This window comes from Dyella amyloliquefaciens, assembly GCF_004296575.1.
Taxonomy (GTDB): domain Bacteria; phylum Pseudomonadota; class Gammaproteobacteria; order Xanthomonadales; family Rhodanobacteraceae; genus Dyella; species Dyella amyloliquefaciens.
Window position 1 is genome coordinate 306,564 of the sequence record NZ_SAYT01000005.1, and the last position, 15,866, is coordinate 322,429.

The window sequence follows — 15,866 nt, forward strand, 5'->3', positions numbered from 1 at the left end:
TGATGGCTTATGCGTCGACGGCGGTGGCGCCGCCCCAGACTTTCTCGGAACACCAGATGCGCCCGTCTTCGTATCGGGCGGCCTGCGCGCGATCGGACACCAGGAACTGCGGACCGTCGAGGTCAACCACCATGCACAGCGCACCGACCACGAAGCCCGGCGCCATCGACCATGAGGTACCGCCCATGTTGCCCACCATCAGCTTGAAGCCCAGCTCGCGTGCGCGCCTGGCCAGGATGAGCGCCTCGGTGAGGCCACCGCACTTGTCCAGCTTGATGTTGATGACGTTCACGCGGCCGACCAGCTTGTCGAGGTCGCCGTGGTCCTGCACGCTTTCGTCGGCCGCCAGCGGGATCGGGCAGGCGAGCCCGTCCAGCCACGCTTCCTTGCCGACCGGGAACGGCTGCTCGACCACCGCCACGCGGCTTTCGACCAGCGCCGGCAGCAACGCTGCGAACGATTCGGGCGTGAAGCCCTGGTTCGCGTCCACCATCAGCCATGCATCCGGGCAGGCCGCGCGCACGGCACGCACGCGGTCCGCATTGCGATCGTCATCGGTGAGCTTGAGCTTGAGCGCACGCGCCTGCGTGTAGTTGCGTGCGCGCGTCGCCATCACCTCGGGTTCCTCGGCGCCCACCGTGAAGGTGGTCAGCAGCGGCTCGGGCGGATTGAGCCCCGCCAGCTGCCACACCGGCTTGCCCTGCTGCTTGGCTTCGAGATCCCACAGGGCGCAGTCGACCGCATTGCGCGCCCCGCCCGGCGGCAGCAGCGTCAGCAACTGCTGACGCGTGATGCCCCCTTCGATGATGTCGTGCAATGCCCCCACCTGCTGCAGCATGGAGGTCGGCGTGTCCTGGTGGTAGTACACGCCGAGCGCCTCGCCATATCCCGCGTGACCCTCGCTTTCCAGCCGCACCACCAGCATCTCGTTGTGCGTAAAGGTATAACCGGTGATGCGGAACGGCGCAGTCATTTCGACCCGCTCGATCGACGCCGTCAGCTTCACTCGCTTGATACCGTGCGTTGTCACCAACGACCTCCGGCCTTAGAAGCGCACGTTGAAGCTGATCATCCCGAACGCCAGGATGAACCACGCCAGATACAGGGCCGCGAACGCCAGTAGCGTCTCGCCCACGCGCACCCACAAGCCGCGCAACGCCAGCTGCCAGTTGCGCACCGTGTGGAACACCACGGCAAGCGCGCCTACCAGGGACACCGCGCCCAGCACGTACAGCAGGTAGAACCACGGCGTCGCCGAACCGCGCAGCAGCAGGTTCTCGTCCGCCGAGATCGCGGCGACCAACACCACCCAGCCCAGCAGGTCGCCCAACAGCAGCAGTGCACCGATGCGCGACCACAGGCGGCTGCGGCGCAGTACCAGGGCAACCTCGAACGGACGCTTGTAGCGGCGACGCATCCACGCGCCCAGCCACCAGAACAGCAGCGCACCGAGCACCACCACCAGCGACAGGCTGGCCCACAGGCTCACCGAACCCATGCTCTTGGCGGCCGGCACGCGGTTGAACACGAATACCGGCGAGATATCGTCGGTGGCCCAGTACTTGATGTTGCCGTTCGCGTCGGCAATGAAGTCCAGCTTGCGCTGGCCGTTTTCCTCGACGTAGTGCAGCGGGCTGACTTCACGCCAGTGCAGCGGCTGGCCGGCGTAATCACTCAGCGCGGCGATGGTCAGCGTGCCGTCCGGCATCGCGTTGACCTGCATCTGTCCCAGCAGGTTGAACGGACGCAGCGCGCTGAGGTTGATGCGGCTGGACTCGTACCAGCCTGCCACGCGAGCGGCGTCGGCCTTGGCGGATGCGATCGCCGGCTGTTCCTGCAGCGGATGCGGGAAGTAGCGATCCAGGAAGGCAAAGAAGATCGCGCCGCGGATCGTATGCGCGCCACCCACGGCGCTGCCGAGGCTGTTGAACGACATGAACACACCCACGTTCTTGTCGAGCAGCAGGTGCAGGTCGCTGTGGAACACTTCGGTGTCGCCGCCATGGCCGATGATGCGCAGGCCGTTGCGGTCTTCCTGGTAGAAGCCGAGGTCAAAACCCACCATGCCCTTGGACGCGGTGTACTGCGGCGAGTGCATCAGCTTGGCGGTGTCTTCCTTCAGGATGCGCGAGTCGCCATAGCGACCATCCTGCAGCTGGGCGATCATGAACTGGGCCATGTCGATAGCCGACGAGCTGAGCGCGCCGGCCGGAGCCGGGTCCACCCATTCAAACGGCTGCGCCTTGCCATCGGACGCGGTCTTGTAGCCCTTCGACATCAGCGGCTCGAGCGTTGCCGGCAGCGGCTGGGCGAACGACGAGTGCGTCATGTTGAGCGGCTGGAGGATGTGCGTCTGCACGTAGTCCTCGAACCGCTCGCCGGAAACGCGCTGCACGATGTAGCCCGCCAGGCCGCAGCCGTAGTTGGAGTACGCCACCGTCTCGCCCGGCGGGAAGATGCGCGCCGGCAGGTGGGTCTTGAGATATCGCTCGAGATTCACTTCATCCGAGGTGGCCGGCAGCAGGTCACGCGCCACTTCCTCGAAGCCCGCCGTGTGGGTCATGAGGTTGCGCAACGTGACCGGCTTGCCTTCGTACGGCGGAATCTTGAAGTCGATGTAGTCGTTGACGTCGTGGTCCAGGTCGACCTTGCCCTGCTCGACCATCTGCATCACGGCCGTCCAGGTGAACAGCTTGGACGTCGAGCCCGGGCGGAACAGCGTCGTTTCCGGCGAGATCGGCTGGCGGGTCTTGAGATCGGCGTAACCGTAACCGCGCGAGAACAGCACGTTGCCGTCCTTCACCACGGTGATCACGCCGCCCGCGATGTCACCGCGCTGGATGGCAAAGGGCACGAGGCCATCGAAGAAGCTGGACAGATCTTCGCTCGTCAGCGCGTGCGTGGACGTGTCCTGCTGCGTGGCCGCAGCGGCCTCCGCGGGCTGTGCCGGCGGCACGGACGGCACTTGGGCAAAGCCCAGCGTCGCCGTTGCGCAGGCAGCCAGCGCAACCAACCGTTTTACAAGGTGCTTCATGAAACACTCCAAAGTTGGGTGCAAGAGGTGGCTCAAAGCTCGGCGCTTGCGGAAACGTCGATGGTGCGCGGTGTCTGGTACGTGGCGGCGTCGGGCGGCTGCGCGATGGCGCAGAACGAGCCCATCAAAACGGCCGCGATAGCCGAACAGTTACAGCGACGGCTGAACTGCGTAAGACGAAGATCCATCAGGTTCTCCCCCCGGAGATTCAGGCATTCGCCCCTGCAGTGGTATCAGCATACCATTGTAGTGTCAATGGTATTTCCATACCTTTTCCGACTACATCGCGATTCACGCGTTAACACGCGGTATGGACGTCCGAATCGCCGCCGGCCCCGTCAGCGGCAGTCGCGCCATACAAAAGCCGGATGCATCGAATGAACGCATGCCGTGCAAGTCACCCGTGTGGGCACGGCGCACCATACGCGCGCGCACCGAAACCATCGCTGCGCCGCGGCAAACAACATTCGGCGGGCCGCGTAGAATGTGCGGTTCCCCCGCCCACTCGCGTGTTTCCATGGCTGTCAGCGTATTCGACCTGTTCAAGATCGGCATTGGCCCCTCCTCCTCGCATACCGTCGGCCCCATGCGCGCCGCGGCGCGCTTTGCCGAGCGCTGGCTGGAGGAGAAAGGCGTGCTTGATCGCGTGACGCGCGTGCGCGCCGAGCTCTACGGCTCGCTGGCCATGACGGGTCGCGGCCACGGCACCGACAAGGCCGTGCTGCTGGGCTTCGAGGGCGAGCATCCGGACACGGTCGATCCCGACCTCATTCCCGAGACGCTCTCGCGCATCCGTACCACACACCGCCTGCGCGTGCTGGGCAAGCATGAGATCGAATTCGAGGAGAAGCGCGACCTCGTCTTCAACAAGCGCCAGAAGCTGCCATTCCACACCAACGGCATGCGTTTCTCCGCCTATGACGCCGAGGGCCACGAGCTGGCCACCCGCGATTACTACTCGGTAGGCGGCGGCTTCGTGGTCAACCACGACGAAGCGGCCGAAGACCGCATCGTGGCCGACACCACCGACCTGCCCTATCCGTTCTCCACCGGCGACCAGATGCTGGAGCTGTGCCAGAAGCACAACCTCTCCATCGCGCAGCTGATGATGGAAAACGAAAAGGTGTGGCGCAGCGAGAACGAGGTGCGCTCCGGCCTGCTCATCATCTGGAAAGCCATGCAGGACTGCGTGAACCGTGGCCTGCGTTCGCCGGGCGTGCTGCCGGGCGGCCTCAAGGTGACGCGTCGCGCACCGGCGATGGCGGCGGACCTGCGCGACCAGCCGGAAGCCTCGCTGAAGGATCCGCTGACCATCCTCGACTGGGTGAACCTCTACGCGCTCGCCGTGAACGAGGAGAACGCCGCGGGTGGCCGCGTGGTCACTGCGCCTACCAACGGCGCGGCGGGCATCGTGCCGGCGGTACTGCACTACTACCACCGCTTCTGCCCGAAGTCGGACGAGAACGGCATCATCGATTTCCTGCTCACCGCGGGCGCAATCGGCATCCTCTACAAGGAGAACGCCTCGATCTCCGGCGCCGAAGTGGGCTGCCAGGGCGAAGTGGGCGTCGCCTGCTCGATGGCCGCAGGCGGCCTCACCGCCGCGCTGGGCGGCAACGTCCTGCAGGTGGAGAACGCCGCCGAGATCGGCATGGAACACAACCTGGGCCTCACCTGCGACCCGATCGGCGGCCTGGTGCAGATCCCCTGCATCGAGCGCAACGCGATGGGCTCGGTAAAGGCCATCAACGCCAGCCGCATGGCGCTCAAGAGCGACGGCAAGCATCGCGTCTCGCTGGACAAGGTGATCGCCACCATGCGCGACACCGGTCGCGACATGAAGGACAAGTACAAGGAAACCTCGCGCGGCGGCCTGGCGGTGAACGTCATCGAGTGCTGATGATTTGCTCCCTCTCCCCTCGGGGGAGAGGGCTGGGGTGAGGGGCCAATCTTGCCGGGCCGCCAGATCGAGCCTGGCTTCTTTGCCACTCTTTCGCGAGCACCCGCCCCTCATCCCGACCTTCTCCCCGCAGGGGAGAAGGGGGCAAGCCACGCCCACTTTCCACAACCCATTCAACAACCTACCTGCTGCGCCGCGGCATCGCCCGTGACTCCTGGCGGGCTGACACGGCCCTGACCGGTCTGTCATCATCCGACCCTTATGTCGCCCAGAGGCGGCCCGTTCCACTGACCTGGGGACCTGCATGTCTCATTCTTCGATCCGACGCGACGTCGGTCCGTTCGCCCTCATGCTTACCGGCCTGGGGTCGATCATCGGCTCAGGCTGGCTGTTCGGTGCGTGGAAGGCCGCCGGTCTGGCCGGCCCCGGCGCCGTCTGGGCCTGGGTGCTGGGCGCTGCGATCATCATGACCATCGCGCTCACCTACGCCGAGCTCGGCGCCATGTTCCCGGAGTCGGGCGGCATGGTGCGCTACAGCCACTACTCGCACGGTTCGCTGGTGGGCTTCATCGGCGCATGGGCCAACTGGATCGCGATCGTCTCGGTGATCCCTGTGGAAGCCGAAGCCTCGGTGCAGTACATGGCGTCGTGGCCGTGGCAGTGGGCACAGGATCTGTACATGCACATGCCGGACGGCTCCGGCGAGCTGTCCCATGCGGGCCTGGCTATCGCCGCCGTGTTGGTGATCATCTATTTCCTGCTCAATTTCTGGAGCGTGAAGCTGTTCGCGCGTTCCAACACGCTGATCACCGTGTTCAAGCTGGTGGTGCCGGCCGCTACCGGTCTCGCCCTGATCGCCAGTGGTTTCCACAGCGAGAACTTCTCGGTGGGCATCCACGGTGATGCACACGCGATCGACTTCGCCGCCGTGCTCACCGCCGTAGCGACCGCGGGCATCGTGTTCAGCTTCAACGGCTTCCAGAGTCCGGTGAATCTCGCCGGCGAAGCGCGCAATCCGGGCAAGAGCATCCCGTTCGCGGTGATCGGCTCGATCCTGCTCGCCACTGTCGTCTATGTGATCCTGCAGGTGGCCTACCTGGGCGCGGTGCCGCCGGACATGCTGGCCAAGGCCGGCTGGCACGGCATCGATTTCCGCTCGCCGTTTGCCGAGCTCGCCATCATCGTCAACCTGCACTGGCTGGCGATGCTGCTGTACGTCGATGCCTTCATCAGCCCCAGCGGCACCGGCATGACGTACACCGCCACCACGGCCCGCATGATCTACGGCATGGAGCGCAACGGCACGCTGCCGAAGATCCTCGGCCAGGTGCACCCGAAGTGGGGCGTGCCGCGTCCGGCGATGTGGTTCAACCTCGCCGTGTCGTTCCTGTTCCTGTTCAAGTTTCGTGGCTGGGGCACGCTGGCGGCGGTGATCTCGGTCGCCACCATCATTTCCTACCTCACCGGCCCGGTGAGCGCGATGACGCTGCGTCGCACGGCGCCGAACCTGCATCGCCCGCTGCGCATCGTCGGCCTGCCGGTCCTCGCCGGCGTCGCCTTCATCATGGCAACGGAGCTGCTCTACTGGGCGCGCTGGCCGCTGACCGGCGAGATCATCCTGCTGATGGTCGTCGCACTGCCGGTGTACCTCTACTACCAGGCCAAGAACAACTGGCACGACTTCGGACGCCAGATGAAGGGCGCCTGGTGGCTGATCTGCTATCTGCCCACACTGGCCCTGGTGTCATGGGTAGGCAGCGTGGATTTCGGCGGCCAGGGCTACGTGCCCTATGGCTGGGATCTCGCCATGGTGGCGGTGGTCGGTCTGGCGTTCTACCTATGGGGCGTGAAGTCCGGCTGGCGCACGCCGTCGGTGGAAGAGGCGGAAGCCAATCCGCACGTGCACGACTGATCGGCACACCACTACCGGAAAACAAAAAACGCGCGGTGTAAACCGCGCGTTTTTTATTGGGCGATGAGGTAGTCGCGCACAGGGTGCGCTCCCACAACAGCGACGCAGATCTTCTGTAGGAGCGCACCCAGTGCGCGATCCAAGCCGCGCTACGCTCACACCAGCGCGAGCACATCCCCCAGCAACGCCTGCGCCGTCACCTCCGGCCCCGCACCCGGCCCCTGGATCACCAACGGCTGCGTGTTGTAGCGCGTGGTGCTGAGGGCGAACTGGTTGTCGGTGCCGTAGAGGCGCGTGGCCGGATGGTTGGCCGGCACTTCCACCAGGCCCACCCGGGCACGGCCGCGCTGGTTAAGGCGCGCCAGGAAGCGCAGCGAACCGCCGCGCGATGCTGCTTCGGCATGACGTGTCGCCAGCGGCTCGTCCAGTTCCTCGAGGCGAGCGAGGAAGGTTTCCACATCCACGCCGCGCAGGCTTTCCGGCACCAGGCTTTCCACTTCCACTTCGTCCGGACGCAACGCGAAGCCCGCGCAGCGCGCGAGGATCAGCAACTTGCGCGCGACGTCTTCGCCGGAAAGATCCGAGCGCGGATCGGGCTCGGTGTAGCCCAGTTCACGCGCACGACGCAGCAGCGCGGAGAACGGCTGGCTGCCGTCGTACTGGTTGAACAGGTAGGAGAGCGAACCGGAGAACACGCCCTCGAGCGTGAGCAGCGCGTCGCCGCAATGACGCAGGCGGCGCAGCGTCGAAATCACCGGCAGACCCGCGCCCACCGTCGCCGAGTCACCGTAGCGACCGCCCTGCGCGAGCGCAGCCTGCAAGGCGCGCCAGCCAGGCAGATCGCCACCGGCCAGCGACTTGTTCGCGGTCACCACGTGGTAGCCGCGCGCCAGCCATTCCGAATGACGCGAAGCGAGCGTGCCGCAAGCGGTGGCGTCGATGATGACCTTCACCGAGGCGTCGTTCGCATCCAGCGCGGACAGCAGCGCGGCGTCGTCACGCACGTCGCCGTGACTCTTGAGCTTCTCGCGCAGAGCACGATCGGCCAGCTGTTCCGCATGCGTCTGCTGGCGGCGCGAATTGGCAGCGCCAACCAGGCGGATCGAAGACGCTGCCGGCGTATTGAGCAGCTTGAGGAAGGCGCCGCCGACCACACCGGTGCCAAGCAGCACCGCGGCGATCGACGCGTGTGCCTGCTGTTTCGATGCGGCTACCGTTTCTGCCGCCAGCACCGCGCTCATGCGCTCACCCGGCGTTTGCCTTCGCCCACGGCCAGCGCACGCGACAGCGCAGCGTCGAGATCGCGCAGCAGGTCATCGCCATCCTCGATGCCCACCGACAGGCGCAGCAGGCTGTCGGCGATGCCGGCGGCGCGGCGCGCCTCCGGCGCCATCGAGGCATGGGTCATCGTGGCCGGATGCGCCACCAGGCTTTCCACGCCACCCAGCGACTCGGCCAGCGAGAAATAGCGCAGGCCGTCGACGAAGGCCTCGATGTGCGGCACGTCGCCTTCGATCTCGAAACTCAGCATGGCGCCGAAACCCAGCTGCTGGCGTGCGGCCAGCGCATGGCCAGCATGGCTCTCCAGACCCGGGTAGTAGACCTTGCGCACGGCCGCATGGCCGTCCAGACGCTCGGCGATGCGCACGGCGTTTTCCTGGTGCTGGCGCAGGCGCACGCTGAGCGTGCGCAGACCGCGAAGGGTGAGGAAGCTGTCGAACGGCGCGCCGGTGAGGCCGTTGCAGTTGCCCCACCACTTCAGCTGGTCGGCCACCGCCTGGTCGCGCGCCACCACGGCGCCGCCCACCACGTCGCTATGACCGTTGATGTACTTGGTGGTCGAGTGCACCACCACGTCAGCGCCCAGCGTCAGCGGCTGCTGCAAGGCGGGCGAGAGGAAGGTGTTATCCACCACCAGCAGCGCGCCCACGGCGTGCGCGGCCTGCGCCACGTGGCGGATGTCGGTGATGCGCAGCAGCGGGTTGGAGGGCGTTTCCACCCACACCAGTGACGGCTTGAGCGCCAGGCCTTCGGCCAGCGCGTGGCCGTTGGTGAGATCGACGAAGCGCACCTGGAAACGGCCCTTCTTCGCCCATGCGTCGAGCAGGCGCCAGGTGCCGCCGTAGCAGTCATGCGCGGCCAGCACCAGCGAACCCGCCGGCACCAGCTCGAGCGCGAGCGCCACCGCGGCCATGCCGCTGGCCGTCACCACGGCGCCGACGCCCTGCTCCAGCTCGGCCAATGCCTCGCCCAGCAGGTCGCGCGTGGGGTTGCCGCTGCGCGAGTAGTCGTAGGCGCGCTTGTTGCCGAAGCCGTCGAACGCATAGTTGGTGGACAGGTGCAGCGGCGGCACCACGGCGCCGTGCTGGGTGTCCGATTCGATGCCGGCGCGCACGGCGCGGGTACAGGGGGCGGGGGTGTCGCTCATGGTGAATCTCCGTGCGTGATGCTTATCGGTATCGGGTCAACAGCCGGCCAGTGCTTCGCGCAGCAGCGGCGCGAGACGGTCGGTCTCTTTCAGGAAGGCGTCATGGCCGTAGGGCGACTCGACCACTTCGAGCGTGGCCGGGCCATGCAGGCGGCGCTGCAGCTCGCACAAGTCGGCCAGCGGCACCAGGCGATCGGACGGAAAGCCGATCAGCGTGGACGGCGCGGCGATCTCCTCGGGCTGCACGTCATGCAGGTCGATGGATTCGGACAGCGCGAGGAAGCGCTCCACGTCGAAGCGTTCGACGAAGCGGCGACCGGCGTGCTCCAGGTAGTCCTCGACCGGGAAGTGGAAGCGGCCTTCGCGGAACTCCGGGGCGGCGGCAAAGCGCTTGGCGAACTCCTCGCTGCCGCGATAGGTGGTCATGGCCAGCTGCCGGGCCAGCGCCAGCGCCTGCTCGGGCTGACCGCAGTCCTGGCCCAGGCGCACGATGCCGCGCTGCACGGAGCGCTGGGCCGTGGCCAGCGGATGCGGGCGATGTGCGCCGGCCAGCAGCACCAGGCGGCCCAGCGCATACGGATGGCGGGCGGCAAAGGCGAGCGCGGTCATGGCGCCGTAGGAGGAGCCAATGAAGGCATGCACGCGGCCGATGCCCAGCGCGTCGACCAGCGCCGCCAGAACGTCGGCCTGATCCTCGCTGGACACGGCCTGCACGCCATCGAGGTCGGCCGGGGTGATCCAGTCGATGGACAGCACGCGGTAACGGTCCAGGTCCACCGGGCGACCCGCACCCACCTGCTCCTGCCACCAGCCCGCGGCGGTCTCATCGTCCAGCGCGACCACGTCGCGACTGGCCGAGATGCCGCCCTGCACGATGACCGTGGGCGCGTCCGGCGCGCCGCACCACAGGTAGCGCACATCCACTTCGCGGGGGGCGCTGCCGTACTTGGGGGTGAGCGTGACGCGGCGGGTGCTGCGCTGGGTGGTGAGATCCGGCCGCATGGCGCCGGCGGCCGCTACAGAGGCGGACACAGCGGGCGGTACGGGTTGCGGCTGGCTGGACATCTCGATCTTCTCCGGTCGGGCATCGACCTGCGGACCGGAGAAGAGAGCCGACGCACGGCCAGCGGATGCGCGGGCGGTGCGGTTCTGCCCTCATCTCGCGGCTGGCGCCCGTAGCGCCGCCGCAGGAATTGGCACCGTTGCGGAAAGATTCCGCAGGTTGCCCCGGCTTCAAAGGGCCTGTCCCTCAGCCGGTCTCGATGAGTGAAGGAGAATCTAACGGCAGGCGTTACCTCGTGTCAATAGACGTCTAAACGTCTATGCACCTAGCCATCGGCTTATTTGTGATGGAAATCGTCGGTTTCGCGTGAAACCTTGCCGTGCCAGGGCCTTGGCGGCCCCGGCAGGGCATCGACTCACTGCTTGACCGCCTCGAAGGTCATCGTGCGATCGCGCAGCTTGTCGTCGAACAGCACGTGCATGGTCTTGCCATCGGCGGATACGGTGGAGGTGAGCACGGCAACCACCTTGCCGTCGCGCTTGTCGGTCTCGACCATGGAGTTCTTGCCGGCCGTCTTCACGGTGACGGCACTGATGCCGGGATCGCCCTTGTAGGGCCCTTCGGTGCCGTCCATCTTCACCTGGTACGACTGCCCGGTCGGCGAGCTCATGCTCAACATGCCGCCGTCTTCCTTGAAGGTGATCTCGGTGGCGTTGTCGGACATCTGACCCATGCTCGCCGTAACCCATGAGCCGGAGAGTGCGTGCGAGCCGGCGGGCCCCGCGGCAACCTGCTTCAGCTCGCCAGTACCGGTCACCGGCGCGCCGCTGGAGTTGCTGCTGTCGCTGAATTCGACATGCGCCGTCTTGCCATCGGGAGCCACGGTAGTGGTGGAAGCCGCCACGACCTTGCCACCCTTCTTGTCGGTCTCCTTGACGGTGTGCGCATCCACGACCTGCACGGCCATCGCATCGAAATAAGGATGGCCGGCAACGGGATGATCCTGCCCGTCGGCCTTGATGCTGACGGGCGGAACGCAGGTCTTGCACTCGTACATGCCGTCCTTCAGCACGAGCACGTCGGGCTTCTTGGGCATCTGCACCTTGCTCATGTCAACCTTCCAGGTACCGTCGAACGGCCCGCCGGCCATGGCGCCGATCGGGCAAAGCAACAGCAGGCACAGCCCCGCAGACAGTGACTTGTTCATGATGGTGACTCCGCAGTTGGATTGGCCGGGCGATGCCCTACCCCTGGCGCGACGTCACTGTCCTTCGGGCGAACTCCCTTCGGACCCAGCCCCACGAAGCTACGCCGGGCCACCGGGGGCGGCCATTGGCCGGAAGTGTTAGCGCGGGTTTGCCGCAGCTGCCACGGGCTGCAACACTGCGCGCCTCGCCCAGCCACCTGCCCACGCCGATGTCCTTGATCGCCACCCTCGTCGTCGCACTGGTCGCCCTGCTCCATGTGTGGTTCCTGGTGCTGGAGATGTTCCTGTGGACCCGCCCGTCGGGCCGGCGCGCCTTTGGCCTCAGCGAGGAGTTCGCGCAGCAGTCGAAAGTGCTTGCGGCCAATCAGGGGCTCTACAACGGCTTCCTTGCTGCCGGCCTGCTGTGGGGGCTGTGGATGGGCGCCAGCGGGCGCCCAGTGACCCTGTTCTTCCTCGGCTGCGTCCTGGTCGCCGGCGTGTTCGGCGGGCTGACCGCCACGCGCAAGGTGTTGTGGATCCAGGCCCTGCCGGCGCTGGTCGGCATCGTGCTGATGTTGCTCGCCTGACGGCTGGCGCGGCGCGCGGCACCTGCCTGGCGGGCCGCCCTGTGCGAAGCTTTCCCTCCCCCACCAGCCTCTCGCTGCCTTCATGACCCCTACCCCACAGGAAGCGGTCGGCGACCGCTTCGACCCCCAACGGATGCAGCACGCCCGCGAGCGCAGCTGGACCGCCCTGCAGGGCATTCGGGCGCGAATGACCCCGGGCATCGGCGAAGACGACGCCAAGGCCATGGCGCTTGAGGTGTTCCGCGAATTGGGCATGGAACGCCTGTGGCATCCGGTGATCATCCGCATCGGACCGAACACCACCAAGACCTACCGCGAACGCTCCGAGCCCGACGCTCGACTGGGTGAGAACGACATCTACTTCATCGACCTCGGGCTGGTGTTCGACGGCCATGAGGGCGACGTGGGCGACACCTTCGTGGTCGGGCATGCCCCGCAGATGCAGGCCTGCGCCGAGGCGGCACGCCAACTCTTCCACCGTGTGGCCGACGCCTGGCGCATGCGCGGCCTCAGCGGCGAGGCGTTGTACACCTTCGCCGAACAGCAGGCCGAAGCGATGGGCTGGCGGCTCAACCACGAGATCAAAGGGCATCGCGTCAGCGATTTCCCGCATTCGGTGCACAAGGCCGGCGACCTGGGGGAGCTGGGTGAGCGGCCCTCGAGCGGCCTGTGGATCCTGGAGATCCAGATCGCCCATCCCACCGAGCCCTATGGGGCGTTCTACGAGGATTTGCTGACGGCGTAAGGCGTCTTAGCGGCCCCTCCCTTGTGGGAGCGCACCCTGTGCGCGACCGCGGAGTGGCGGGGTACCTCCGTGTTCGGTCGTCGCCTGAACGCACGGCCGGGCGTCACCGCTCCGTAGGCTGTCGCGCACAGGGTGCGCTCCCACAGACCGGCACCCCTCCCCCACCCTTGGTACAATGGCGGGTTCGCGAGCCCAGAAACCGCCATGTCCACGCATCTCACCGAAACCCGCCGCCGCCGCACCTTCGCCATCGTCAGCCACCCTGACGCGGGCAAGACCACGCTGACCGAAAAGTTGCTGCTGTTCGGTGGCGCGATCCAGATGGCCGGCTCGGTGAAGGGCCGCAAGGCCGCCCGCCACGCCACCTCCGACTGGATGGCGCTGGAAAAGGAGCGCGGCATCTCGGTGACCTCGTCGGTGATGCAGTTCCCCTACGAGGGCCGCATCGTCAACCTGCTGGACACCCCGGGCCACGCGGACTTCTCCGAGGACACCTACCGCGTGCTCACCGCGGTGGACTCGGCGCTGATGGTGATCGACTGCGCCAAGGGCGTGGAGGAACGCACCATCAAGCTGATGGAGGTGTGCCGCCTGCGCGACACGCCCATCATGACCTTCATCAACAAGCTCGACCGCGAGGGCCGCTCGCCTATCGAGCTGCTGGACGAAGTGGAGTCGGTGCTGGGCATCGCCTGCGCGCCGCTGACCTGGCCGATCGGCATGGGCAAGCGCCTGAAGGGCGTGTACCACCTGCTGCTCGACGAAGTGCACGTGTTCGAGCAGGGCAAGAATTTCACGCGCCAGGATTCGACCATCTTCAAGGGCCTCGACGCCCTGGGCCTCGAAGCCGCCATCGGCGCCGAGGCCTTGGCCGAACTGCGCGATGAACTGGAACTGGTGCAGGGCGCCTCGCATCCGTTCGACGTCGAGCAGTACCTCGCCGGCAAGCTCACGCCGGTGTTCTTCGGTTCGGCGGTGAACAACTTCGGCGTGCAGCTGCTGCTGGACTTCTTCGTCGAGCACGCGCCCTCGCCGCGCTCGCGCGCCACGCTCTCGCGTGAGGTGAAGCCTGACGAAGGCGCCCTCACCGGCTTCGTATTCAAGATCCAGGCGAACATGGACCCGGCCCACCGCGACCGCATTGCCTTCATGCGCGTCTGCTCGGGCACCTACAGCGCCGGCATGAAGATGATGCAGACGCGCACCGGCAAGGACGTGCGCATCGCCAACGCGCTCACCTTCATGGCCAGCGACCGCGAGATCGTGGAGAACGCCTATCCGGGCGACGTGATCGGCCTGCACAACCACGGCACCATCGGCATCGGCGATACCTTCAGCGAAGGCGAGATGGTCAGCTTCACCGGTATCCCGAACTTCGCGCCCGAACTGTTCCGCCGCGCGCGCCTGCGTGACCCGCTGAAGATGAAGGCGCTGCAGAAGGGCCTGGCCCAGCTGTCCGAGGAAGGTGCCACGCAGTTCTTCCGTCCGCTGATGAGCAACGACCTGATTCTCGGCGCGGTGGGCGTGCTGCAGTTCGACGTGGTGGCCTACCGCCTCAAGGACGAATACGGCGTGGATGCCAGCTTCGAGCCGGTTACCGTGGCGACCGCGCGCTGGATCCATTGCGACGACGCCAAGAAGCTCGAGGAATTCCGCGAGAAGAACGCCAACAACCTCGCCATCGACGCGGCGGGCGAGCTGGTCTATCTCGCACCGTCGCGCGTGAACCTGCAGCTCGCGCAGGAGCGTTCGCCCGCGGTGCGCTTCTCGGCCACGCGTGAACACGCGACGTCGATCGATCTCTAAGCAAGCCTTTCCTGCACCCTCACCGTCGTCCCTGCGAACGCAGGGATACGGCGACTTCCGCTTGCAAGCCAAGGCGCTGGATTCCTGCCTCCGCAGGAATGACGGGCATGCAGTTCCCCGCATCGTCGCCGCTGTGCCGCGCTGCTGGATAGCCTGCAGCTGATCAGGCGGAGACGGCTCGGTACACAGTCGGGGGTAGCGTCCAGGCCGCCAGTGACCACCGGCCCGTGCCCAACTCCACCTGCACTGCTACGCTCCCCGCGTCCAACAGGGGAGTGTCCTTCGTGCCAGCCAGCCAGATCGCCTTCACCACACCCGCCTCCGCGACACCCTGGCAACGCTGGATGGTGTTTTCCCCCGTCGCGCGCATCGCTTTCTTCGTTGTGCTCTTCTTCACCCTCTTTGAGCTGACGTCCAACGTGAACCTCGGCTTCTACGGGCCGGGCACGACGCCCCTGTCGCATGTATGGGGCAATCTGTTCGTGCAACTGGTGTCCACCGGGGTGGCCTACGCGGTGGTGGTGAAAGCCATCGAACGCCGCGCCATGCGGGAATTCGCCCTGCGCGACCTGCCCGCGCTGCTCCCGGCCGGCCTGTTGCTCGGCACTGCGCTATTCAGTGCGGTCGTGCTGGTGCTGTGGCTGGCCGGCAGCTATCACGTCACCGGCATCGACCAAGGCGTGGACTGGTTTCCGGCCGTGTTGTCCGTAGGTATTACCGCGGGCATCAGTGAGGAAATCATCACCCGTGGCGTGCTGTTCCGCATCGTGGAGGAAGGCCTGGGCACCTGGTGGGCGCTGGCCATTTCCGCGCTGTTCTTCGGCGCGGCGCATATCTTCAATCCCGGCGCCACGCTGTGGAGCTCGCTGGCCATCGCCATCGAGGCCGGCGTCCTTCTCGCCCTGCTCTATCACGTCACCCGTTCGCTGTGGCCCTGCATCGGCTTGCATGCGGCGTGGAACCTCATGCAGGGCACCGTGTTCGGCATCCCGGTGTCGGGCACCTCTGCACACGGCTGGCTGGTCTCCGAACGCACTGGTCCGGATTGGCTCAGCGGTGGCAAGTTCGGCGCGGAAGCGTCCGTCGTCGCGCTCATCCTGTGCTCGTGCTGCTCGGCCGTGTTGCTGATCATCGCGTTGCGCCGCGGCACCATCGTGCCGCCTGCATGGCGCCGCCGTGCGCCCTCTGCCGCCTGACAGCTGCTATCGCCTTCACAAACGGGTGGCTAACCTGATCGCCACCGCCCGGCTCGCCCAACGCCAAGG

13 protein-coding genes and 1 riboswitch are annotated in these 15,866 nt (G+C 66.5%); of the genes, 6 read left to right on the forward strand and 7 right to left on the reverse strand.

Annotation, left to right across the window (positions count from 1 at the left end; genetic code table 11):
* Positions 1 to 7: 7 nt before the first annotated feature.
* From EPB08_RS13210 to EPB08_RS21080, 3 genes are read right to left on the reverse strand one after another with little or no spacing between them, the layout of a single operon-like run.
* Positions 8 to 1,030: a dipeptide epimerase gene (locus EPB08_RS13210; protein ID WP_229238332.1), complete on the reverse strand. Its 1,023-nt coding sequence runs from the start codon at positions 1,028 to 1,030 to the stop codon at positions 8 to 10.
* A 15-nt stretch (positions 1,031 to 1,045) separates the two neighbouring features.
* Positions 1,046 to 3,034, reverse strand: coding sequence for a serine hydrolase domain-containing protein (locus EPB08_RS13215; protein WP_130619577.1), 1,989 nt, complete (start codon positions 3,032 to 3,034; stop codon positions 1,046 to 1,048).
* Between the two features lie 32 nt (positions 3,035 to 3,066).
* Entirely contained in the window at positions 3,067 to 3,222 is a 156-nt protein-coding gene (locus EPB08_RS21080) for a hypothetical protein (RefSeq protein WP_165418500.1), read from the reverse strand.
* A 329-nt stretch (positions 3,223 to 3,551) separates the two neighbouring features.
* Here EPB08_RS21080 and EPB08_RS13220 point away from each other — a divergent pair, with 329 nt between their 5' ends.
* A complete protein-coding gene (locus EPB08_RS13220; RefSeq protein ID WP_130619578.1) occupies positions 3,552 to 4,934 on the forward strand; it encodes an L-serine ammonia-lyase in 1,383 nt (460 codons plus the stop codon).
* Between the two features lie 304 nt (positions 4,935 to 5,238).
* Positions 5,239 to 6,846 carry an APC family permease gene (locus EPB08_RS13225; protein ID WP_130619579.1) on the forward strand — a complete coding sequence of 536 codons (1,608 nt, stop codon included), beginning with the start codon at positions 5,239 to 5,241 and terminating at the stop codon, positions 6,844 to 6,846.
* 155 nt (positions 6,847 to 7,001) lie between these two features.
* Here EPB08_RS13225 and EPB08_RS13230 read toward each other — a convergent pair whose 3' ends face one another.
* The 4 genes from EPB08_RS13230 to EPB08_RS13245 form a co-directional block, all read right to left on the reverse strand.
* Positions 7,002 to 8,087, reverse strand: a complete 1,086-nt coding sequence (locus tag EPB08_RS13230; protein ID WP_130619580.1) for a homoserine dehydrogenase family protein — start codon at positions 8,085 to 8,087, stop codon at positions 7,002 to 7,004.
* The gene (gene metB, locus EPB08_RS13235) at positions 8,084 to 9,274 is read right to left on the reverse strand and encodes a cystathionine gamma-synthase (RefSeq protein WP_130619581.1); all 1,191 of its coding nucleotides are present in this window, start codon (positions 9,272 to 9,274) and stop codon (positions 8,084 to 8,086) included. The genes EPB08_RS13230 and metB overlap by 4 nt, the downstream gene beginning before the upstream one ends.
* A 36-nt stretch (positions 9,275 to 9,310) precedes the next feature.
* Positions 9,311 to 10,339 (reverse strand): homoserine O-succinyltransferase MetX, encoded by a 1,029-nt coding sequence (gene metX, locus EPB08_RS13240; RefSeq protein WP_130619582.1) that lies wholly within the window; start codon positions 10,337 to 10,339, stop codon positions 9,311 to 9,313.
* A gap of 87 nt (positions 10,340 to 10,426) precedes the next feature.
* Positions 10,427 to 10,543, reverse strand: a riboswitch (SAM riboswitch).
* Positions 10,544 to 10,692: 149 nt separating this feature from the next.
* Positions 10,693 to 11,484 carry a hypothetical protein gene (locus EPB08_RS13245; RefSeq protein WP_229238333.1) on the reverse strand — a complete coding sequence of 264 codons (792 nt, stop codon included), beginning with the start codon at positions 11,482 to 11,484 and terminating at the stop codon, positions 10,693 to 10,695.
* A gap of 209 nt (positions 11,485 to 11,693) precedes the next feature.
* On the opposite strand from EPB08_RS13245, the gene EPB08_RS13250 reads away from it, so the two are divergent.
* From EPB08_RS13250 to EPB08_RS13265, 4 genes are all read left to right on the forward strand, one after another.
* Positions 11,694 to 12,050 carry a DUF1304 family protein gene (locus tag EPB08_RS13250; protein WP_130619583.1) on the forward strand — a complete coding sequence of 119 codons (357 nt, stop codon included), beginning with the start codon at positions 11,694 to 11,696 and terminating at the stop codon, positions 12,048 to 12,050.
* 82 nt (positions 12,051 to 12,132) lie between these two features.
* Entirely contained in the window at positions 12,133 to 12,795 is a 663-nt protein-coding gene (locus tag EPB08_RS13255) for a M24 family metallopeptidase (protein WP_130619584.1), read from the forward strand.
* Between the two features lie 204 nt (positions 12,796 to 12,999).
* Positions 13,000 to 14,601, forward strand: coding sequence for a peptide chain release factor 3 (locus tag EPB08_RS13260; RefSeq protein ID WP_130619585.1), 1,602 nt, complete (start codon positions 13,000 to 13,002; stop codon positions 14,599 to 14,601).
* 284 nt (positions 14,602 to 14,885) lie between these two features.
* Positions 14,886 to 15,797 (forward strand): CPBP family intramembrane glutamic endopeptidase, encoded by a 912-nt coding sequence (locus tag EPB08_RS13265; protein WP_229238334.1) that lies wholly within the window; start codon positions 14,886 to 14,888, stop codon positions 15,795 to 15,797.
* The last annotated feature ends 69 nt before the right edge of the window (positions 15,798 to 15,866 follow it).

Excerpts from the sequence above, each read along its gene's own strand:
- EPB08_RS13215 (WP_130619577.1), bottom strand. The coding sequence starts at position 3,034 with ATGAAGCACCTTGTAAAACGGTTGGTTGCGCTGGCTGCCTGCGCAACG.
- EPB08_RS13225 (WP_130619579.1), top strand. The coding sequence starts at position 5,239 with ATGTCTCATTCTTCGATCCGACGCGACGTCGGTCCGTTCGCCCTCATG.
- EPB08_RS13245 (WP_229238333.1), bottom strand. The coding sequence starts at position 11,484 with ATGAACAAGTCACTGTCTGCGGGGCTGTGCCTGCTGTTGCTTTGCCCG.
- EPB08_RS13255 (WP_130619584.1), top strand. The coding sequence starts at position 12,133 with ATGACCCCTACCCCACAGGAAGCGGTCGGCGACCGCTTCGACCCCCAA.
- EPB08_RS21080 (WP_165418500.1), bottom strand. The coding sequence starts at position 3,222 with ATGGATCTTCGTCTTACGCAGTTCAGCCGTCGCTGTAACTGTTCGGCT.
- EPB08_RS13250 (WP_130619583.1), top strand. The coding sequence starts at position 11,694 with ATGTCCTTGATCGCCACCCTCGTCGTCGCACTGGTCGCCCTGCTCCAT.
- EPB08_RS13260 (WP_130619585.1), top strand. The coding sequence starts at position 13,000 with ATGTCCACGCATCTCACCGAAACCCGCCGCCGCCGCACCTTCGCCATC.
- metB (WP_130619581.1), bottom strand. The coding sequence starts at position 9,274 with ATGAGCGACACCCCCGCCCCCTGTACCCGCGCCGTGCGCGCCGGCATC.
- EPB08_RS13230 (WP_130619580.1), bottom strand. The coding sequence starts at position 8,087 with ATGAGCGCGGTGCTGGCGGCAGAAACGGTAGCCGCATCGAAACAGCAG.
- metX (WP_130619582.1), bottom strand. The coding sequence starts at position 10,339 with ATGTCCAGCCAGCCGCAACCCGTACCGCCCGCTGTGTCCGCCTCTGTA.
- EPB08_RS13220 (WP_130619578.1), top strand. The coding sequence starts at position 3,552 with ATGGCTGTCAGCGTATTCGACCTGTTCAAGATCGGCATTGGCCCCTCC.